At 71.7% G+C, this 18,721-nt stretch carries 18 protein-coding genes; 9 read left to right on the top strand and 9 right to left on the bottom strand.

What is annotated here, in order from left to right; all coding sequences use genetic code 11:
- The 3 genes from ACFYX4_RS30235 (at position 1) to ACFYX4_RS30245 (ending at position 3,191) form a co-directional block, all read left to right on the top strand.
- Entirely contained in the window at positions 1–771 is a 771-nt protein-coding gene (locus tag ACFYX4_RS30235; protein ID WP_389339946.1) for an ABC transporter permease, read from the top strand.
- Positions 772–882: 111 nt separating this feature from the next.
- Positions 883–2,325 carry an ATP-binding cassette domain-containing protein gene (locus ACFYX4_RS30240; protein WP_389339948.1) on the top strand — a complete coding sequence of 481 codons (1,443 nt, stop codon included), beginning with the start codon at positions 883–885 and terminating at the stop codon, positions 2,323–2,325.
- Positions 2,322–3,191 carry an ABC transporter permease gene (locus tag ACFYX4_RS30245; protein WP_389339950.1) on the top strand — a complete coding sequence of 290 codons (870 nt, stop codon included), beginning with the start codon at positions 2,322–2,324 and terminating at the stop codon, positions 3,189–3,191. Before ACFYX4_RS30240 ends, ACFYX4_RS30245 begins: the two co-directional genes overlap by 4 nt.
- Before the next feature lie 61 nt (positions 3,192–3,252).
- On the opposite strand, the gene ACFYX4_RS30250 is transcribed toward ACFYX4_RS30245, so the two are convergent.
- Positions 3,253–3,585 (bottom strand): ATP/GTP-binding protein, encoded by a 333-nt coding sequence (locus ACFYX4_RS30250; RefSeq protein ID WP_389339952.1) that lies wholly within the window; start codon positions 3,583–3,585, stop codon positions 3,253–3,255.
- Positions 3,586–3,809: 224 nt separating this feature from the next.
- On the opposite strand from ACFYX4_RS30250, the gene ACFYX4_RS30255 reads away from it, so the two are divergent.
- On the top strand, positions 3,810–4,838 hold the full coding sequence (locus ACFYX4_RS30255) for an LLM class flavin-dependent oxidoreductase (RefSeq protein WP_389339954.1): 1,029 nt from the start codon (positions 3,810–3,812) through the stop codon (positions 4,836–4,838).
- A gap of 97 nt (positions 4,839–4,935) precedes the next feature.
- On the opposite strand, the gene ACFYX4_RS30260 is transcribed toward ACFYX4_RS30255, so the two are convergent.
- Complete coding sequence (locus ACFYX4_RS30260; protein WP_389339956.1) at positions 4,936–5,328, bottom strand: SCO5389 family protein; 393 nt, start codon at positions 5,326–5,328, stop codon at positions 4,936–4,938.
- A gap of 307 nt (positions 5,329–5,635) precedes the next feature.
- On the opposite strand from ACFYX4_RS30260, the gene nucS reads away from it, so the two are divergent.
- On the top strand, positions 5,636–6,307 hold the full coding sequence (nucS, locus tag ACFYX4_RS30265) for an endonuclease NucS (protein ID WP_389339958.1): 672 nt from the start codon (positions 5,636–5,638) through the stop codon (positions 6,305–6,307).
- A gap of 83 nt (positions 6,308–6,390) precedes the next feature.
- On the opposite strand, the gene ACFYX4_RS30270 is transcribed toward nucS, so the two are convergent.
- The gene (locus ACFYX4_RS30270) at positions 6,391–8,985 is read right to left on the bottom strand and encodes an ATP-binding protein (RefSeq protein ID WP_389339960.1); all 2,595 of its coding nucleotides are present in this window, start codon (positions 8,983–8,985) and stop codon (positions 6,391–6,393) included.
- Positions 8,986–9,247: 262 nt separating this feature from the next.
- Entirely contained in the window at positions 9,248–9,571 is a 324-nt protein-coding gene (locus ACFYX4_RS30275; protein ID WP_389339962.1) for an STAS domain-containing protein, read from the bottom strand.
- 419 nt (positions 9,572–9,990) lie between these two features.
- On the opposite strand from ACFYX4_RS30275, the gene ACFYX4_RS30280 reads away from it, so the two are divergent.
- Positions 9,991–10,563: a cob(I)yrinic acid a,c-diamide adenosyltransferase gene (locus tag ACFYX4_RS30280; protein ID WP_389339964.1), complete on the top strand. Its 573-nt coding sequence runs from the start codon at positions 9,991–9,993 to the stop codon at positions 10,561–10,563.
- A 39-nt stretch (positions 10,564–10,602) separates the two neighbouring features.
- Here ACFYX4_RS30280 and ACFYX4_RS30285 read toward each other — a convergent pair whose 3' ends face one another.
- Positions 10,603–11,148 (bottom strand): hypothetical protein, encoded by a 546-nt coding sequence (locus ACFYX4_RS30285; RefSeq protein WP_389339966.1) that lies wholly within the window; start codon positions 11,146–11,148, stop codon positions 10,603–10,605.
- A gap of 152 nt (positions 11,149–11,300) precedes the next feature.
- Between ACFYX4_RS30285 and ACFYX4_RS30290 the strand changes: the two genes are divergently transcribed.
- The 3 genes from ACFYX4_RS30290 to ACFYX4_RS30300 all read left to right on the top strand — a co-directional run bounded on the left by ACFYX4_RS30290 (position 11,301) and on the right by ACFYX4_RS30300 (position 15,164).
- Positions 11,301–12,581 carry a sensor histidine kinase gene (locus ACFYX4_RS30290; protein WP_389339968.1) on the top strand — a complete coding sequence of 427 codons (1,281 nt, stop codon included), beginning with the start codon at positions 11,301–11,303 and terminating at the stop codon, positions 12,579–12,581.
- Positions 12,578–13,228 carry a response regulator gene (locus ACFYX4_RS30295; RefSeq protein WP_389339970.1) on the top strand — a complete coding sequence of 217 codons (651 nt, stop codon included), beginning with the start codon at positions 12,578–12,580 and terminating at the stop codon, positions 13,226–13,228. The genes ACFYX4_RS30290 and ACFYX4_RS30295 overlap by 4 nt, the downstream gene beginning before the upstream one ends.
- 112 nt (positions 13,229–13,340) lie before the next feature.
- Positions 13,341–15,164 carry a glycosyl hydrolase family 18 protein gene (locus ACFYX4_RS30300; protein WP_389339972.1) on the top strand — a complete coding sequence of 608 codons (1,824 nt, stop codon included), beginning with the start codon at positions 13,341–13,343 and terminating at the stop codon, positions 15,162–15,164.
- 66 nt (positions 15,165–15,230) lie between these two features.
- Here the strand turns inward: ACFYX4_RS30300 and ACFYX4_RS30305 are convergent, their stop codons facing one another.
- The 4 genes from ACFYX4_RS30305 to ACFYX4_RS30320 form a co-directional block, all read right to left on the bottom strand.
- Positions 15,231–15,677: a DUF2550 domain-containing protein gene (locus tag ACFYX4_RS30305; protein ID WP_389339974.1), complete on the bottom strand. Its 447-nt coding sequence runs from the start codon at positions 15,675–15,677 to the stop codon at positions 15,231–15,233.
- A 142-nt stretch (positions 15,678–15,819) separates the two neighbouring features.
- A complete protein-coding gene (locus ACFYX4_RS30310; protein WP_130443462.1) occupies positions 15,820–16,194 on the bottom strand; it encodes a F0F1 ATP synthase subunit epsilon in 375 nt (124 codons plus the stop codon).
- A gap of 152 nt (positions 16,195–16,346) precedes the next feature.
- Positions 16,347–17,783, bottom strand: coding sequence for a F0F1 ATP synthase subunit beta (gene atpD, locus ACFYX4_RS30315; RefSeq protein WP_389339976.1), 1,437 nt, complete (start codon positions 17,781–17,783; stop codon positions 16,347–16,349).
- On the bottom strand, positions 17,783–18,700 hold the full coding sequence (locus ACFYX4_RS30320; protein ID WP_389339979.1) for a F0F1 ATP synthase subunit gamma: 918 nt from the start codon (positions 18,698–18,700) through the stop codon (positions 17,783–17,785). The genes atpD and ACFYX4_RS30320 overlap by 1 nt, the downstream gene beginning before the upstream one ends.
- Positions 18,701–18,721: the final 21 nt, after the last annotated feature.

The raw sequence follows: 18,721 nt of genomic DNA on the forward strand, positions 1-18,721 counted from the left end.
ATGGCGGCGACCCAGGTCATCCGGTCCGAGTGGACGAAGATCCGCTCCGTCGCGTCCACGGTGTGGACGCTCGCCCTCGCCGCGGTCGTGACGATCGCCCTCGGCATGCTGATCGCGGCGTTGACGAAGAGCCAGTTCGACAACATGAACGCCGACGACCGGCTCTCCTTCGACCCGACGTTCATCAGCTTTGCCGGGATGAGTCTCGGCCAGCTGGCGATGATCGTGTTCGGGGTGCTGGTGGTGTCCAACGAGTACAGCACCGGCATGATCCGCGTCTCGCTGGCCGCGGTGCCGCAGCGCGGCGCCTTCCTGTTCAGCAAGATCGCGGTGGCGGCCGGGCTCGCGCTCGTCGTCGGGCTGGTCACCAGCTTCGTCGCCTTCTTCCTCGGGCAGGCGATGCTCGGCGAGCACAAGGCGTCGATCGGCGACACCGGGGTGCTGCGGGCGGTGATCGGCGGCGGCCTCTACATGACGCTGATCGCGATGTTCTCCATGGGCATCGCCGCGATCCTGCGCTCGCCGATGCTGTCGCTGGGCATCCTGATGCCGTTCTTCTTCCTGATCTCCAACATCCTGGGGAACGTCGACGCGACGAAGAAGATCGGCCAGTATCTGCCCGACCAGGCCGGCAGCAAGATCATGCAGGTGGTCACCCCGGTCGGCGACGACGCTCCCTACGGGCCCTGGGGCGGGCTGGGGATCATGGCGCTGTGGGTGCTGGCAGCCCTCGCAGGCGGGTACCTCACCCTCCGGCAACGCGATGCGTGAAGCTTTGGTCTTTACTTTGATTTGAGCGGAACCGTCAGCGCCTCGATAAGCTCCTAACCCTTACGGGGGGCGTGCGCCCCGCTGTCCTGAACCTGTCGATGGGTGCGGAGCATGATCGAAGCAGTCGGCCTGACCAAGCGCTACGGCGACAAGACCGCTGTGTACAACCTTTCCTTCCAGGTACGACCGGGTGCCGTCACGGGCTTCCTCGGGCCGAACGGCTCGGGCAAGTCCACGACCATGCGGATGATCCTCGGCCTGGACAACCCGACGTCCGGGACGGTGACGATCGGCGGCTATCCGTACCGGAGGCTGCCGAACGCCGCCCGCCAGGTCGGCGCGCTGCTGGACGCCAAGGCCGTGCACGGCGGGCGGCACGCCCGCAACCACCTGCTGAGCCTGGCCCAGCTCTCGGGCATCCCGGCCCGGCGCGTGGACGAGGTGCTGGGCGTGGTCGGCCTCCAGGACGTGGCGAAGAAGCGGTCCAAGGGGTTCTCGCTGGGCATGGGGCAGCGGCTCGGCATCGCCGCCGCGCTGCTCGGCGACCCCCAGGTGCTGCTGTTCGACGAGCCGGTCAACGGCCTCGACCCCGAGGGCATCCTCTGGGTGCGCAACCTGATGAAGTCCCTCGCGGCGGAGGGGCGGACGGTGTTCGTCTCCTCCCACCTGATGAGTGAGATGGCGCTGACCGCCGATCACCTGATCGTCATCGGGCGCGGGCAGCTGCTCGCCGACATGAGCGTGCGGGACTTCATCTCGGCCAACTCGGCCGACTTCGCGCGCGTGCGCACCCCGCAGACGGAGCCGCAGCTGCGCGAGAAGCTGGCCGCCGCGCTCACCGAGTCGGGCGGCCATGTGCTGCCCGAGCAGGACGGCGCGCTCCGGGTCACCGGGCTGGCGCTCCCGCGGATCAGCGACATCGCCCACGAGGCCGACGTCCGGCTGTGGGAGCTGTCGCCGCACCAGGCCTCGCTGGAAGAGGCGTACATGCGGATGACGCAGGGGGCCGTCGACTACCGGTCGACCATCGATCAGAAGGCGGGCCTCCAGCAGCCGCTGCCGCCCGGCGTCCAGCCGCCGATGCCGGTGCCCGGCCAGGGCCAGCCCGGCTGGTACGCCCCGCCGCCCCCGCAGCAGGGTTACGCCCCGCCCCAGCCCGCCCAGGGCCCCTACGGCGCGCCCGCCCCCGTCGGCGGCCCCAACCCGTACGCCCAGCCGCCCGCCGCCCCCGCACCGGGCCACCCGGCGCAGCCCCCGGCGGCCCCGCAGACTGCCGCACCGGCCGCAGCCCCGGCTCCGGCTCCGGCTCCGGCTCCGGCTCCTCAGGCTGCCGCGCCCGTCGCTCAGGCCCCCGCGCCGGTGGCTCAGCCCCCGGCCCCTCCGGCCGCCCCGGCCGCCCCTCCGGCCGCCCCGGCCGCGCCTCCGCAGCCCGCCGCCGCACAGCCGGTCGCCGCGCAGGCCGTTCCGACGCCGGCCAAGGCCCCGGCGGGCGCCGCGCCCGCGCCGGCCGCCGGGCAGGCCACCGCTCCGACCACGACCGAGGACGCCCGATGAGCACGCCGCAGCCCACGTCTCCGCAGGCCGCGCCCGCCTGGCAGGCGGCGCCCGGGTCCGCCTACCCCGGCTACACCTCGCCGATCCCCGTGGTGCGCACGCACCTCGGACACGCCCTCGCCTCGGAGTGGACCAAGATCCGGTCGGTGCGCTCCACCGTGTGGACGCTGGGCGTGTTCGTCCTGCTCGTCATCGGCATCGGACTGGCGACCGCCGCGCTGATCGCCGCGAACGCCGAGGGCGCCGGCCTGGAGAGCGAGAACCCGCTGTCCTTCGGCTTCTTCGGACTGCTCCTCGGCTGCATGTGCATCATCACGCTCGGCGTGCTGACCACCGCCTCCGAGTACGGCACCGGCATGATCCGGACCACGATGGTGGCCTGCCCGTCGCGCGGGCGCGTCCTCGCGGCGAAGGCCGTCGTGTTCTTCCTGGTCGCGTTCGTCGTGACGCTGGTCTCGTCGCTCTTCGTCGCGATGATCGACGTGGCCCTGCTGCCCGAGGCCCGCGACCCCTCCGGCGGCGAGTGGGTCAAGGGCACGCTCGGCGTGTCCCTCTTCATCGCGCTGCTCGGACTGCTCTCGCTGGCCGTCGGCTCGATCATCCGGCACTCGGCCGGCGCCATCACCCTCATGATCGGCCTCGTGCTGGCGCCGCTGGTGATCGCGCTGTTCATGTTCTCGGAGTCCCTGGTCGACCTGCGCGAGGCCCTGTTCGAGTACTCGATCCCCAACCAGCTCAGCGTGTTCTACTCCACCTCGCTGACCGAGTCCGGCCCGTCCGGCTGGGACCCGCTGTGGATCGCGCTCGGCGTCACGGCCGCCGCCTTCGCCGCCGCCTTCGCCCTGCTGGAGAAGCGGGACGTCTGAGCCACCACGCCACACGCCGCCGCGACGTCGGCGGCCGAGCGTCGGGCCTTCGGCCGAGCCGCTAGAACTTCGGCGCGTTACGGGACCGCCGCACCCCCGGGGTGCGGCGGTCCCGCGCGTTCCAGCACGCCTTGTGCCAGTGCCGGCGGTCGTCCACCCCCGCGTGCTCGGGCCAGGTGACGACGTGCGGCACGCCGTCGGGGATCATCTGGTCGCAACCGGGGCACCGGTAGGCCTTGCCCTGCGCGCTCGCGCCGGCCACGTGCCGTACGTTCCACTGCTCGTCCTGCCAGCTCACCGTGGACTGCCAGCCGCCGTAACGGTCCGCGCGGTCGTCCTCGGCGCTCCGGCCGGACGAGCACTCACCCTTGGGTCGGTTGCGACGCGGGGACACGGGACACCTCACGGGGCTATACAGGGAGCAGGGTTGGCATCCAGCCTACGCGGCCGGGGCGCGGGTACCCGTAGGGTGCCAAACCCCACAAGTCCCCCTCCGGAACCGCTCATTCTGAAGACAATCCGCAAATCCCTCCGCCCAGGCCGTGTCCTCGGCACGTGTCAGACGGTTATGCCGGGTGGGGGAGCTCCGCGTCGGAGCCGAGGAAGCAGGAAAGTCCCATGCGTGTTGGAAGTTTCGTGTTGGCGGCCCAGTTCCCGGGCCAGGGTCAGGGGGAGGCGCTGCACCGGGCGGTCCGCTCCGCCGAGGTCGCCGAGGAGGCGGGCCTGGACTCGGTCTGGCTGGCCGAGCACCACTTCGTGCCGTACGGCACCTGCCCGTCCGCCATCACCCTGGCCGCCCTGCTGCTGGGCCGCACCCGGCGCATCCGCGTCGGCACGGCGGTCAGCGTGCTGCCCACCGTCCACCCCGTCGCCCTGGGCGAACAGGCCGCGCTGCTGCATGTGACGAGCGGCGGGCGTTTCTCCCTGGGCGTGGGGCGCGGCGGGCCCTGGGTCGACCTGGAGGTGTTCGGGTCGGGCCTGGAGGCGTACGAGAAGGGGTTCCCGGAATCACTCGATCTGCTGGTTCGCTGGCTGCGCGAACCGTCCGTCGGAGCGGAGGGCGAGCGCTTCCGTTTCCGCGAAGTCCCCGTCGTACCACGCCCGTCGGAGGCGCTGACGGACGCGGCGGGGCCGGAGGTGGTCGTCGCCTGCACCTCCCCGGCGAGCGTGCGGCTGGCCGCCGAGCGCGGGCTGCCGATGCTGCTCGGGATGCACGTCGGGGACGAGGAGAAGGCCGAGATGGTCGCCCTGTGGCGGCGGCACGCGCGCGCGGCCGGACGGTCCCCGGAGGAGATCCGGGGCGCGGGCCATGTCTCGGCGGGCGTCTGCCAGATCGCGGACCGGCGCACCGACGCCGTGGAGACCTTGGTGAAGGCGATGCCGGGCTGGCTCAGGCAGGGCCTCGACGCACATGTGACGGTGGACGGGCGAGCCCGCGGCATGCGGGACCCGGTGGCGTACACCGAACTGCTCTGCGGGCTGCACCCGGTGGGCACTCCCCGGCTGTGCGTGGACCGTCTCGCCGCGACCAGCGAGCGGACCGGCGTCTCGCGCTTCGCCCTCCTCGTCGAGGGTTCGGGCGATCTCGCTGCCACCGAGGAGAACCTGCGGCGGCTGGGCTCGGAGGTCCTCCCCCACCTCCGGTGAACGGCCCCGCCGCCGAGGAGCTTGCCGCTCCGGTACCGATCGGCGCCTCGTGCGCGCCGTGCGCCTGAGGAGCGGCAAGCGACAGGCTCACATGGCCTCAGCAGTCCCGGAACTCCGGGGACTGGTTCAGCACCTGACTGCGGACCGAGGTGAAACGGGCCAGCTTCTCGTCGACCGAGGTGTCCAACGGGAAGACCGCCACCCGGTGGCAGTTCTGGAAGGCCAGCCGCACGCCGAAATGCCGCTGGAGCGCGCCGCGAATGGCGTCACTCGCCAGCGCTCGCAACAGCTGCCCGCGTGCCTGCTCGTCCGGCGGGGGCGTCTGGTTGTCGGCGAAGGCTCCGCCGTCCACCTTCAGCTGGGCCACCAGGGAGCTGACCATCTCCCATGCGTAGGGCAGGGAGGTCCGGACGCAGTCGACGAATTCTGCTTCGTCGACCTCGCCTCGCTCGGCCTGTTCGAGTAGGGCCGGTGAGACGTCGAGCGACATGGGTTCTCCTCTCGCACCCCCGAGGCGCAGGGGTTGCCGGACAGGGAAAGGGAGTTCGCCGTGCGCGGACACCGAGCACGCTGAGTACACGCATCGCGACCTCCCGTTCCTACGGTAGGCAACGGACGGTGACCGCACCAGGAGAACGGGCACATAGGGAATTCCTGGTGGGCACACAATCGGCCACTGTCGAACTCACGTTTTCCTGATCAAAAGGTGCAGCCCTCGGGCCTCCTCCGCGGGGCGGTACGGGGAGATGCTCGGGCGAATCGCGTGGCGCGCGGGACGTCGAGTAGCGTTGCCCACCATGCGTCTCGTCATCGCCCGGTGCTCCGTGGACTACGCGGGCCGGCTCACCGCCCACCTCCCCTCCGCCCCCCGTCTCATCCTGGTGAAGGCGGACGGCAGCGTCTCGATCCACGCGGACGACCGTGCCTACAAGCCCCTGAACTGGATGTCCCCGCCCTGCACGCTGAAGGAGGGCACGGGCGACGACGAGGGCGTGTGGACCGTCGTCAACAAAGCGGGCGAGAAACTGATCATCACGATGGAGGAAGTCCTCCACGACTCCTCGCACGAGCTCGGCGTCGACCCCGGTCTGATCAAGGACGGCGTGGAAGCGCACCTCCAGGAACTGCTCGCCGACCGCATCGAGACGCTCGGCGAGGGCTACAGCCTCATCCGCCGCGAGTACATGACCGCCATCGGGCCGGTCGACATCCTCTGCCGGGACGCCGAGGGGCAGACCGTCGCGGTGGAGATCAAGCGGCGCGGCGAGATCGACGGGGTGGAGCAACTCACCCGCTATCTGGAGCTGTTGAACCGCGATCCCCATCTGGCCCCGGTGCGGGGCGTCTTCGCGGCCCAGGAGATCAAGCCGCAGGCCCGCGTGCTGGCCACGGACCGGGGCATCGGCTGCGCGGTCCTGGACTACGACGCGCTGCGCGGCATCGAGGACGACAAGCTGCGGCTGTTCTGAACGCCGGCACGACGACGGCGAGGGGCCGGGTCCGGTGACGGACCCGGCCCCTCGCCGTGTGACGGGCGGGGAACTGCCGGGGCTCAGATGATCGGGTCCGGGGAGACGGAGGAGCCGGAGGCGCTCGGGGAGCCGGAGAAGCTCTGCGCGCCGCCGCTCGGGCTCACCGGGCTGGACGACACGTTGTTGCCGGCTGTGGAGGAGCTGCTGGAGCTCGGGGAGCCGGACGGATTCGACGTGGTCCCCGTCGGCGAGGGCGATGTCGTCGAGGTGTTCGAGTTCGAGGGCCGCGGCGACGTCGAGGCGGACGACGACGGCTTGGGCGTCGTGCTCGTCGACGTCGTCCCGGAAGGCGACGGGGACGGTCCCCCGGTCCCGGTCCCCTGTGTGCTGCTCGGCCCCCCGGAGGGCTCCGCCGGCGCCGAACCCGTCGGCGTGGGATCGTCCGACGTGCCCATCGTCCCGTCCGGGCCGGGGTCCGTCGGCCGGGACGTCGCCACGCCGGTGTCCCCGGAGCCGGTGTCGTCGCCGGGCGTCTCCGCGTCCATGCTGCCGTCGTCCACGCCGGTGCTGGCGGACGGGCGGACGCCGCCGCGGTCGGCGGGGGTGTTCGCGTCGTTCTGGGAGGTCGCGCCGAGCGTCACCACCGTGCCGAGCACCGCCACGAGCACGGCGCCCGCGCCGGCCGCGACCAGGTTGCGCTTGGCCAGCGCCCGGATGCCGCCGCGGGCGCGGTGGGCCGGGGCGGCGGCCGGGACGCCCGCGCCCAGGGGCGGGGCGGTGGCGCCGAAGGCCGGGGTGGCGGGCGCCGGGGTGGGCAGCGCCGCGGTGATGCCGCGCGGCGGCGGGACGGGCTCCTCGCGGCGGGTCTCGGTCAGCTCCTCGGCGGCGGTCAGCGCGGCGAGGCCGGGCACGTCGCCCGAGCGGTCGGCGACCAGGGCGAGGGCGCGGCGGCCGGCGACGGTGCCCCGCTTGTCGGCGAGGGCGCCGCGCAGGGCGAGGGAGGCCTCCAGCTCGGAGCGGGCCCGGTCGAGCTGTCCGGCGCAGAGCGCGAGGACGCCCAGCTCGTGGTGGAAGTAGGCGCGGTCGGCGGAGGCGGCGGCGAGGCGGGCGGCCTCGGCGCCCTCGTGCAGGGTCTGCTCCCAGGCGCTCCAGCTGAGTCCGGCGGCGAACGCGGGGGCTGCGGCGCGGGCCAGCCGGACGGCGGTGGCCTCCTCCTCGTCCTCGGCGGGCCGGGTGGTGGCGGGCACGATCAGGGCGAGCGCGGTGAGGATCGCGTCGGCCTCGGCGCACACCCGCTCCGGGGTGACCGAGGGGTGCGCGGCCCACCAGGCGTAGTGCTGGGCGGCGCTGTGGGCGCGGCCGTCGACGTCGTCGGCGTAGCCGGCGGCCTCCAGCTGGGCCTGCACGCCGGCGGCGAGCCGGTAGCGGGAGCCGACCGGGGAGACGAGGCCGCAGGCGGCGAGTTCGCCGAGGGCGGCGTCGGCGTGGGTGTCGCCGACGAGGGCCGGCAGATGGGCCTGGTGCGGGACCTCGCCGCCGAGGGCGACGGCGAAGCGCAGGGCGGTGCGGGCGGAGGCGCTGAGGCGGGCGGCGAGGAGCGGGGCGGGCGCGGCGGCCTCGCCGAGGGAGGGCAGGGGTATCTCCTCCGCCTCGCCGGCGCCGGCGTCGAGGGGCGCGGTGAACGGCCGGGCGTCCTCGAAGACGCCGAACTCGTCGACGGCGTCGGCGCTGGCCCGCAGCTGGTCGCGCTGGCGCAGCAGGGCGCCGGCCTGGACGAACCTGAGCGGCAGGCCCTCGGACTCGAACCAGAGGTCGCCGGCCCAGTTGGCCTCCTCCTCGGTGAGGACGCGGGCGACGGCGTTCTCGATCACCTCGACGCCGCCGGCGCGGTCGAGGCCGCGGAGGACGACCTCCTCGACGGCGGAGCCGGCGGTGGGCGCGGGGACGTCGGGGGTCGCGCCGAGCAGGAAGGCGCACTCGGGCGTCGCGTCGAGCAGTTCGTCGAGGGCGGCGCCGCCGATCTCCAGGTCGTCCACGACGACGACCGCGCCGATCTCGCGCACGTGGTCGAGCAGCTCGTCGTCCTCGGGGCGCAGGCGGGGGGCGTCGTAGACGGTGTGGAAGAGGTCGTGCAGCAGATCGTCGGCGGTGCGGCGGTAGCCGGTGAGGCGGACGACGCCGTCGGGCGCGAGGTCCTCGCAGTCCTCGGCGACGAGGTCCAGGAGGCTGGTGCGGCCGGAGCCGGAGGGGCCCGTCAGACGGACGGTGCGGCCGCGGGCGAGCAGCCGGACGAGTTCCTCGCGCTCGTCCTGGCGGCCCAGCAGGGGCTGCGCGGGTATGCGGTGGGTGCCGGCCGGTGCGGGAGGACGGGCCGAGCGGTCGGCCTCGGCGCGCTCCTCGGGGGTGCGCTTCGTGGGCGGTTCGGGCCGCTCGGTGGGCGGGCACAGCTCTATCTCGCTGCCGTCGACGGGGTTGACGGTGAGGAGGTGGTCACCGGTGTGCAGCCGCACGGTGCGGGCGAGCGCCGGCGCGTGCGGGGCGAAGTCGGGTGCCAGGGGGTCCCTGGAGGAGCGGGGGCGCGGCGCGTGGCCCTGCCCGGTCTCGGCCTCGGCCGAGCGGGAGGCGCCGGCGTCGTCGTGGCCGTACTCCTCGGGTCCCCGGTTGATCGGGTCCATGGGTCCCCCCAAAAGCGTCGTGTGGCGGTAGCCCCTCCCGGCCTTGCTGCACACTGCGCTGTCGCTTCTGGTCCGGTGCCCGCCTGAGGGCTGCGCTGGGCGGGCAGACGAACCGTAAACCTTCGCACAGTATCTACGACAGTCCGGGGTGCCGCGCCGCCCGAGACGTCACAGTCCGGTGAGGATTGCGTGCGTGGCCTGCCGGGTCCCCCGTGGGGGCGTTTCACACCCGTGTTCCGGACCCGCGTCCCGCGCCCGCGTTTCAGACCCGGGGCAGGGACTCCACTCCGATGCCGCCCTCGATGGCGAGGATCCGGTGCAGTCGGGTGGCCACCAGCAGACGCTGCATCTGGGGCGGTACGCCGCGCAGGACCAGGCGGCGGCCGCAGCGGCCGGCGCGGCGGTGGACGCCCATGATGACGCCGAGGCCGGTCGCGTCCCAGGAGTCCAGCGCGGACAGGTCGAGCACCAGGTCGCCTACGCCGTCGTCCACCGCCGTGTGCAGGACCGTACGGGCGTCCGCCGCGGTGCGGACGTCGAGACGGCCCCCGACGACCAGCTCGGCGTGGTCGCCCCTGATGTACATAGCGCTCCCCTAAGCGTGCGTCTCGTGCTCCGCGGTGTGATGTCCGGTGTTGCCTCCTCTGACTGCGTGAAGCGGTCGGAGGTTGCCGTCTGTGAGCGAACCGATAGCAGATTCACCCGCAGGGGTGAGGCCTGTGAGGCCTGTGCGGATTCCGTGCCTGTAGAAGCCCTGCCCGCTCGCGCGTCCGATGTCACCGGCGTCAGCCATCCGGCGCATCGACCGCTTTCCTCACGGCTCTCGGCCGGACACTAGCGGGCCTGAGGCGCTGTGTGACCGGTTAGTAACGCGTTTCACGTCTCAGCGCGTGAGACACCGGTCACGTCGTCAAATCCTGTCTGATTCGCACCGATTGACCCCGTGCTGACCTGGGGTGACGAAGGGAACGGAACGGATCGCCGGGGACCGTCTAGATTGGCCGCATGGTCAATCTGACGCGCATCTACACCAGGACCGGCGACCAGGGCACGACCGCCCTCGGCGACATGAGCCGGGTCGCCAAGACCGACCTGCGGATCGCCGCGTACGCGGACGCGAACGAGGCGAACGCCGCGCTCGGCACGGCGATCGCGCTGGGCGGGCTCGACGAGGAGATCGTCACGGTCCTCACCCGGGTGCAGAACGACCTCTTCGACGTGGGCGCGGACCTGTGCACGCCGGTGGTGGAGAACCCGGAGTTCCCGCCGCTGCGGGTCGAGCAGTTCTACGTCGACCGGCTGGAGGCGGACTGCGACCGCTTCAACGGGGAGCTGGAGAAGCTGCGTTCCTTCATCCTGCCCGGCGGCACGCCCGGCGCGGCGCTGCTGCACCAGGCGTGCACGGTGGTCCGTCGCGCCGAGCGCTCGACGTGGGCGGCCCTGGAAGCGCACGGCGAGACGATGAACCCGCTGACGGCGACCTACCTCAACCGGCTGTCCGACCTGCTGTTCATCCTGGCCCGGACGGCCAACAAGGCCGACGGCGACGTCCTGTGGGTCCCCGGCGGGGAGCGCTGAGCGCCCCCACCTCCAGCACCGCCACCACTGCCGCCACCGCTACCACCGGGCCGCCGGGGCCTTGCGGGGCCAGATCGTGTACGACAGGGCGATCAGGCCGTAGACGCCGACGACGCGCAGGGCCGTCCACTGGAACGACCGCAGCGAGCTGACGTCGCCGGAGTCGCCGACGTACCAGACGGCGAGCTGGAGCAGGGCCAGGGCGACGGCCCCGCCCAGCACGGCCCGCAGCCACAGCTTCGCCTCGTGCACGGCGCGCGCCCGGCCGTAGCGGGGCGGCTTCGGCGGGGGCGGGGCGCCGCCCAGACGGTGGGCGGCGTGGCCGTCCAGCCAGCGGATCGTGTAGTGGCCGAAGGCCACGGTGTAGCCGATGTACAGCGCCGCCAGGCCGTGCTCCCAGCCGGGCTCGGCGCCGTTCCTCAGATCGACGGCCGTCGCGACGAACAGCACCAGCTCCAGCAGCGGCTCGCACAGCAGCAGCACGACGCTCGTCCGCCGCCACTTCAGCAGGTAGCGGACGGCCAGTCCGAGCGCCAGCAGCACCCAGAAGCCGATCTCACAGGCGGCGATCAACCAGACGATCACGGTTCGCTCCTCTCGCTCACCGTTCCAGGCTCCTGCGCGCGGCGGCCGGGATCGTCGTCGCCGGTGACGAACCTCCGGTACATCGAAAGATGCAGTCCGGGGCCCTTCCGTGGCATCACGCGACGGTGCGGCGGGCCGTGTTGGATGGAGACATGGCCCTTCGACTCCCGCACCCGCACCGCTTCGACGTGTTCGCGGCGGTCGGCGGGCTGCTCGGCGGGCTGCTGCTGTGGGGCATCGGGCTGGGCACCCGGCGGGCGGCCGACCCGATCGTCCTCTTCGACGGACGCTGGCCCGTCCTGCTGCCGCTGTTCGTGATGGCGGGCTGCGAGCTGCTGCGCCGGGCCGCGCCGCGCGTCGCCCTGCTGACCGCCACGGTCGCGCTGACCCTGGACACGATGACGCAGGGCAGCCTCGGCACGCTGCTGATGTTCACCGACGTCGTGTACGCGGCCGTGCTGTACGGCACGCCCGCGTCGGCGCGGCGCATCCCCTGGATCACGGGACTGATCACGGTGCTCGCGACGGTGGTGCCGTTCGCGGTCTGGCGGGTGCCCGAGGCCCTGCTGGTCGGGGTGGCCGTCGGGGTCGTCTCCTTCGCGCCCGCGTCCACCGGTCTGATCGTCCGCAACCACCGGGACGCCGCCGAGGGCGCCCGGCTGCGCGCCGAACAGACCGCGCTGCTCGCCGAGATGGACCGGGTGCAGGCGGTGAGCGCCGAACGGGCCCGGATGGCGCGCGAGTTGCACGACATGGTCGCCAACCACCTGTCCGCGATCGCCATCCACTCCACGGCCGCGCTCTCCATCGACGAGCCGGAGACCTCCCGGGAGGCCCTCGGCGTGATCCGGGAGAACAGCGTGGAGGGGCTGGCGGAGATGCGGCGGCTGATCGGGATCCTGCGCGACAGCGGCGGTGATCTGGAACCGGCCGCCGCGCCCACCCTCGACGGCCTCGGCGCACTGGTCGAGAGCGCCCGCGCGAACGGCCTGGACGTCACCCTCGACACGGCCCTGGACGCCGACGCCGACACCGCCCGCGACTCGTCCCGCGGCCCCGGCCCCGTCCCCGCCCCGGTGGGGCTGGCGGCGTACCGGATCGTGCAGGAGTCCCTCACCAACGCCCTCAAGCACGCCTCCCCCGGCCGTGTCACCGTGCGTCTCGCCATGGGGGCACCTCCCACGCCTTCCGGGCAGTGGGGGAAGGACGACTCGCTCACCGTGGAGGTGACGAGCCCGTACGGCGACCGGGACGGGCCGCGGGCCCCCGGCTCGGGCGCGGGGCTGGTCGGGATGCGGGAGCGGACGGAACTGCTGGGCGGAACCTTCGAGGCCGGACCGGTGCACGGCAAGGTCTGGTCCGTGCGCGCCGTCCTGCCCCTCACCGACACCACCGCCGCCACCCCCACCCCCGCTCAAGGAGGCCCCGCATGATCCGCGTCCTCGTCGCCGAGGACCAGTCCGCCGTACGCGCCGGGCTGGTCCTGATCCTGCGCAGCGCCCCCGACGTCGAGGTGGTCGGCGAGGCGGCGGACGGGGAGCAGGCGGTGGCGCTCGCGCGGGAGCTGCGCCCGGACCTGGTGCTGATGGACGTGCAGATGCCGCGGATGGACGGGGTGTCGGCGACCCGGGCGGTCGTCGCCGAAGGGCTCGCGGACGTGCTGGTGCTGACCACCTTCGACCTCGACGAGTACGTGTTCGGGGCGCTGCGCGCCGGGGCCGCCGGGTTCCTGCTGAAGAACACGGAGGCCAAGGACCTCATCACGGCCGTGCGCACCGTCGCCGCCGGCGAGGGCATCGTCGCGCCGGCCGTCACCCGCCGGCTCATCGCCGAGTTCGCGGCCCGGCCGGCGCCGCGGCCGAAGGCCGACCCGGCGGTCCTGGAGTCGCTGACCCGGCGCGAGCGCGAGGTGCTGGCCTGTCTGGGCGAGGGACTGCCGAACGCGCGGATCGCGGAGCGGCTGGACATGGCGGAGGCGACGGTGAAGACGCACGTCAGCCGGCTGCTGGGCAAGCTGGAGCTGCGCAGCCGGGTGCAAGCGGCCGTGCTGGCGCAGGAGTTGGGGATCAAGAACCCGTGAGCCCTGGTGGTCCAGACCTATTGACCCGTGGTCCAGACCTTTCTATTCTCGCGGCACTGCGGGCGTGAGGGCTCAGTCACGCCCCCCACAACTCCCCTCAAGGAGGCGCTGCATGCGCTTCAGGCACCGCGTCGCCGCAGGGTTCGCGACCCTGTTGCTCCCCTTCGCCGGACTGGTCGGTCTGGCGAGCCCCGCCGAGGCGGCCCCCTCCGCCACGGCCACCTACGCCAAACCCCAGGACTGGGGCACCGGCTTCGAGGGCAAGTGGACGGTGAAGAACACCGGCACCACCACCCTGACCTCCTGGACCGTCGAGTGGGACTTCCCCGCCGGCACGTCCGTCACCTCCGCCTGGGACGCCGACGTCACCTCCTCCGGCGCCCACTGGACCGCGAAGAACAAGTCCTGGAACGGCACCCTCGCCCCCGGCGCCTCCGTCTCCTTCGGCTTCAACGGCACGGGCGCGGGGTCCCCCGCCAACTGCAAGCTCAACGGCGGCAGTTGCGACGGCACCTCGGTCCCCGGCGACGCGGCCCCCTCCGCGCCGGGCACCCCCGCCGCCTCCGACATCACCAACACCTCGGTCAAGCTGACCTGGAGCGCGGCCACCGACGACAAGGGCGTCAAGAACTACGACGTCCTGCGCGACGGCGTGAAGGTCGCCACCGTGACGGCCACCTCGTACACGAACACCGGTCTCACCGCCGGCACCGACTACTCCTACACCGTCCAGGCCCGTGACACCGCCGACCAGACCGGCCCGGTCAGCGGAGCCCGCGCCGTGCGCACCACCGGCGGCACCACCGAGCCCCCGCCCACCGGCAACAAGGTCAAGCTCGGCTACTTCGTCGAGTGGGGCGTCTACGGCCGCAACTACCACGTGAAGAACCTGGTCACCTCCGGCTCCGCGTCGAAGATCACGCACATCAACTACGCGTTCGGCAACGTGAAGAACGGCCAGTGCACGGTCGACGACACCTACGCCGCCTACGACAAGGCCTACACCGCCGACCAGTCCGTCAGCGGCACCGCCGACACCTGGGACCAGCCGCTGCGCGGCAACTTCAACCAGCTGCGCCAGCTGAAGGCGAAGTACCCGCACATCAAGGTGCTGTACTCGTTCGGCGGCTGGACCTACTCCGGCGGCTTCGGGCAGGCCGCGGCCAACGCCGCCGCGTTCGCCAAGTCCTGCAAGTCCGTCGTGGAGGACCCGCGGTGGGCCGACGTCTTCGACGGCATCGACATCGACTGGGAGTACCCGAACGCCTGCGGCCTGACCTGCGACACCTCAGGCCCCGCCGCGTTCCGCACCCTGATGCAGGCGCTGCGCGCCGAGTTCGGGAGCAACTACCTGGTCACCGCCGCCATCACCGCCGACGGCTCCAACGGCGGCAAGATCGACGCGGCCGACTACGGCGGCGCCGCGCGGTACCTCGACTGGTACAACGTGATGACGTACGACTACTTCGGCGCCTTCGACAAGGACGGCCCGACCGCCCCGCACTCCCCGCTCACCTCGTACCCGGGCATCCCGCAGGCCGGCTTCAACTCGGCCGACGCGATCGCCAAGCTCAAGGCCAAGGGCGTGCCGTCCGCCAAGCTCCTGCTCGGCATCGGCTTCTACGGCCGCGGCTGGACCGGCGTCACCCAGTCCGCCCCCGGCGGCACGGCGACCGGCGCGGCGCCCGGCACCTACGAGGCCGGCATCGAGGACTACAAGGTGCTGAAGAACACCTGCCCCGCCACCGGCACCGTCGCCGGCACCGCGTACGCGTACTGCGGCGGCAACTGGTGGTCCTACGACACCCCGTCGACGATCGCCGGGAAGATGAGCTGGGCGAAGAACCAGGGCCTGGGCGGCGCGTTCTTCTGGGAGTTCAGCGGCGACACCACGGGCGGAGAGCTGGTGAACGCCATCAACAGCGGCCTGTCGTAACCCTTTTCGAAGGCCTAAGCGACGTTGACTCTCCCCCGGACTTCGTCCGGGGGAGAGTGAATGCGGCTACGCCACATTCACTCGCTGTCCGGGCGGGGCTGCCTCCAGCCACGCGAGGAATCCGGTCAGCGCGTCTTCGCTCATCGCGAGTTCGAGGCGGGTGCCCCGATGGGTACAGACGAGGATCACCGCGTCGGAGAGCAGCGCCAGCTCCTCCTCGCCCTCGGGCAGACGGCGGCCGGCCACCTCGATCGAGGCGCGCTCCAGGACGCGGCGCGGGCGGTAGGCGTAGGAGAAGACGCGGTACCACTCGATGCGGTCGCCGTTGTAGCGGGCGACTCCGTAGCTCCAGCCTTTTCCGCTCGGATCCGGTTTCTCGGGTACGTCCCAGCGCAGGGAACAGTCGAAGGTGCCGCCGGAGCGCTGGATGAGTCTGCGGCGCAGACCGAAGACGAACAGCCCCAGCACCACCAGGGCCACGACGACTCCGCACACAGTCAGAGCGAGGACCATCGACACCGACCTCCTCGTCTCCTAGGTACCTTCGATAGGTAACGGAACGGAAAAAACATCCATATCTGCCTCAGCCGCGGCCGGCTCCGGATCGCTCCGGTGCCGGCCGCGGCTGAGTGACGTCATCACACGGCGAGCTGGGTCAGCTCGCCGCCGCCGCACGCAGTCGTACGTCCGCGCGGCGCTCGGCGGTGGCATCGCCCTCCGCCTTCGCGCGCTCGAGCTCGCGCTCCGCGCGCTGGACGTCGATCTCGTCCGACAGCTCGGCGATCTCGGCCAGCAGCGACAGCTTGTCGTCCGCGAACGAGATGAAACCGCCGTGCACCGCGGCGACGACCGTTCCACCATCACTCGTACGGATGGTCACCGGGCCCGACTCCAGCACACCGAGCAGCGGCTGGTGACCGGGCATGACGCCGATGTCGCCGGACGTGGTGCGCGCGACGACCAGGGTGGCCTCGCCGGACCAGACCTCTCGGTCGGCCGCGACCAGCGCGACGTGCAGCTCAGCAGCCAAGGTGGCTCCTCGGGTCACCACCCGGCGGGTGTGCCGGGTGTTGGTTACAAGTCTAGTGGGCGTGACGGAGGGGGCGGGACGAACCCCGCCCCCTCCGGTGTGAGCACGCGGCTCACGAGTGTGAGCACGCGGCTCACTCAAGAGCTCTCAGCTCAGGAGACGCCCAGCTCCTTCGCGTTCTTCTTCAGGTCCTCGATGCCACCGCAGAGGAAGAACGCCTGCTCCGGGAAGTGGTCGTACTCGCCGTCGATGATCGCGTTGAACGCGGTGATCGACTCGTCCAGCGGGACGTCCGACCCGTCGACGCCGGTGAACTGCTTGGCGACGTGGGTGTTCTGGGACAGGAAGCGCTCCACGCGACGGGCGCGGTGGACGGTGAGCTTGTCCTCCTCGCCCAGCTCGTCGATGCCGAGGATCGCGATGATGTCCTGGAGGTCCTTGTACTTCTGGAGGACCGTCTTGACGCGCATCGCCGTGGCGTAGTGGTCCGCCGCGATGTAGCGGGGGTCCAGGATCCGGGACGTGGAGTCCAGCGGGTCCACGGCCGGGTAGATGCCCTTCTCGGAGATCGGACGGGAGAGCACCGTCGTCGCGTCGAGGTGGGCGAAGGTGGTGGCCGGGGCCGGGTCGGTCAGGTCGTCCGCGGGGACGTAGATCGCCTGCATCGAGGTGATCGAGTGACCACGGGTCGAGGTGATGCGCTCCTGGAGGAGACCCATCTCGTCGGCCAGGTTCGGCTGGTAGCCCACCGCGGAGGGCATACGGCCGAGCAGGGTCGAGACCTCGGAACCGGCCTGGGTGAAGCGGAAGATGTTGTCGATGAAGAACAGCACGTCCTGCTTCTGCACATCGCGGAAGTACTCCGCCATGGTCAGACCGGCCAGGGCCACGCGCAGACGGGTGCCCGGGGGCTCGTCCATCTGACCGAAGACCAGCGCGGTCTTGTCGATGACGCCCGAGTCGGCCATCTCCTCGATGAGGTCGTTGCCCTCACGGGTGCGCTCACCGACGCCGGCGAACACGGAGACACCGTCGTGGTTGTTGGCGACGCGGTAGATCATCTCCTGGATGAGCACCGTCTTGCCGACGCCGGCGCCGCCGAACAGACCGATCTTGCCGCCCTTGACGTACGGGGTCAGCAGGTCGATGACCTTGACGCCGGTCTCGAACATCTCGGTCTTCGACTCGAGCTCGTCGAAGTTGGGGGCCTTGCGGTGGATGGACCAGCGCTCGCCCTCGTACTGCTCGTCGACGTTCAGCACCTCACCGAGGGTGTTGAACACCTTGCCCTTGGTGAAGTCGCCGACGGGGACGGTGATGCCCGTGCCCGTGTCGGTGACCGGGGCCTGGCGGACCAGGCCGTCGGTGGGCTGCATGGAGATGGTGCGGACCAGGCCGTCACCCAGGTGCTGGGCGACCTCCAGGGTCAGCGTCTTCTTCGCGCCGTCCTGGGCCGGGTCGGCCACCTCGACGTGAAGGGCGTTGTAGATCTCCGGCATGGCGTCGACGGGGAACTCCACGTCGACGACCGGACCGATGACCCGGGCGACGCGGCCCGTGGCAACGGCCGTCTCAACTGTCGTCGTCATTACCTGTCACTCCCCGCGGTCGCGTCGGCCAGGGCTGCGGAGCCACCGACGATCTCGCTGATTTCCTGGGTGATTTCGGCCTGGCGGGCCGCGTTGGCAAGGCGCGAGAGCGTCTCGATGAGCTCTCCCGCGTTGTCGGTCGCCGACTTCATCGCGCGCCGCGTGGCGGCGTGCTTCGAGGCTGCCGACTGGAGGAGCGCGTTGTAGACGCGGCTCTCCACGTAGCGCGGCAGCAGGGCGTCGAGGACGTCCTCCGCCGAGGGCTCGAAGTCGAAGAGCGGAAGGATCTCGCCCTGCGGCTTCGCCTCCTTGGCGACCTCGTCGAGGCTGAGCGGCAGCAGACGGTCGTCGAGCGCCGTCTGCGTCATCATCGAGACGAACTCGGTGAAGACGATGTGGATCTCGTCCACGCCGCCGTCCGCCGTCTCCTTCTCGATGGCCTCGATGAGGGGGGCCGCGACCTTCTTGGCGTCCGCGTACGTCGGCTCGTCCGTGAAGCCCGACCACGAATCCGCGACCTTGCGCTCACGGAAGTTGTAGTGCGCGAGACCACGCCGGCCGACGATGTACGTGTCGACCTGCTTGCCCTCGGACTCGAGGCGTGCCGTCAGCTGCTCCGCGGCCTTGATGGCGTTGGAGTTGAAGGCGCCGGCGAGACCGCGGTCGCTCGTCAGGAGCAGCACCGCGGACCGCACGACCGTCTCGGCCTGCGTGGTCAGCGCGTGCTTGGTGTTCGAGCCGGTGCCGACCGCCGTGACCGCGCGGGTGAGCTCGGTCGCGTACGGCGCGGAGGCCGCCACCTTGCGCTGCGCCTTGACGACACGCGAGGCGGCGATCATCTCCATCGCCTTGGTGATCTTCTTGGTCGCGGTGACGGATCGGATGCGACGCTTGTAGACCCGGAGCTGGGCTCCCATGAGTCAGGTCCCTTCCTTACG

The sequence above is a fragment of the Streptomyces sp. NPDC002328 genome, assembly GCF_042890065.1.
Classification (GTDB): Bacteria; Actinomycetota; Actinomycetes; order Streptomycetales; family Streptomycetaceae; genus Streptomyces.

Coding starts and splice junctions, on each gene's coding strand:
- ACFYX4_RS30235 (WP_389339946.1), top strand. CDS start 1: ATGGCGGCGACCCAGGTCATCCGGTCCGAGTGGACGAAGATCCGCTCC.
- ACFYX4_RS30240 (WP_389339948.1), top strand. CDS start 883: ATGATCGAAGCAGTCGGCCTGACCAAGCGCTACGGCGACAAGACCGCT.
- ACFYX4_RS30245 (WP_389339950.1), top strand. CDS start 2,322: ATGAGCACGCCGCAGCCCACGTCTCCGCAGGCCGCGCCCGCCTGGCAG.
- ACFYX4_RS30255 (WP_389339954.1), top strand. CDS start 3,810: ATGCGTGTTGGAAGTTTCGTGTTGGCGGCCCAGTTCCCGGGCCAGGGT.
- ACFYX4_RS30260 (WP_389339956.1), bottom strand. CDS start 5,328: ATGTCGCTCGACGTCTCACCGGCCCTACTCGAACAGGCCGAGCGAGGC.
- nucS (WP_389339958.1), top strand. CDS start 5,636: ATGCGTCTCGTCATCGCCCGGTGCTCCGTGGACTACGCGGGCCGGCTC.
- ACFYX4_RS30270 (WP_389339960.1), bottom strand. CDS start 8,985: ATGGACCCGATCAACCGGGGACCCGAGGAGTACGGCCACGACGACGCC.
- ACFYX4_RS30275 (WP_389339962.1), bottom strand. CDS start 9,571: ATGTACATCAGGGGCGACCACGCCGAGCTGGTCGTCGGGGGCCGTCTC.
- ACFYX4_RS30280 (WP_389339964.1), top strand. CDS start 9,991: ATGGTCAATCTGACGCGCATCTACACCAGGACCGGCGACCAGGGCACG.
- ACFYX4_RS30290 (WP_389339968.1), top strand. CDS start 11,301: ATGGCCCTTCGACTCCCGCACCCGCACCGCTTCGACGTGTTCGCGGCG.
- ACFYX4_RS30295 (WP_389339970.1), top strand. CDS start 12,578: ATGATCCGCGTCCTCGTCGCCGAGGACCAGTCCGCCGTACGCGCCGGG.
- ACFYX4_RS30300 (WP_389339972.1), top strand. CDS start 13,341: ATGCGCTTCAGGCACCGCGTCGCCGCAGGGTTCGCGACCCTGTTGCTC.
- ACFYX4_RS30305 (WP_389339974.1), bottom strand. CDS start 15,677: ATGGTCCTCGCTCTGACTGTGTGCGGAGTCGTCGTGGCCCTGGTGGTG.
- atpD (WP_389339976.1), bottom strand. CDS start 17,783: ATGACGACGACAGTTGAGACGGCCGTTGCCACGGGCCGCGTCGCCCGG.
- ACFYX4_RS30320 (WP_389339979.1), bottom strand. CDS start 18,700: ATGGGAGCCCAGCTCCGGGTCTACAAGCGTCGCATCCGATCCGTCACC.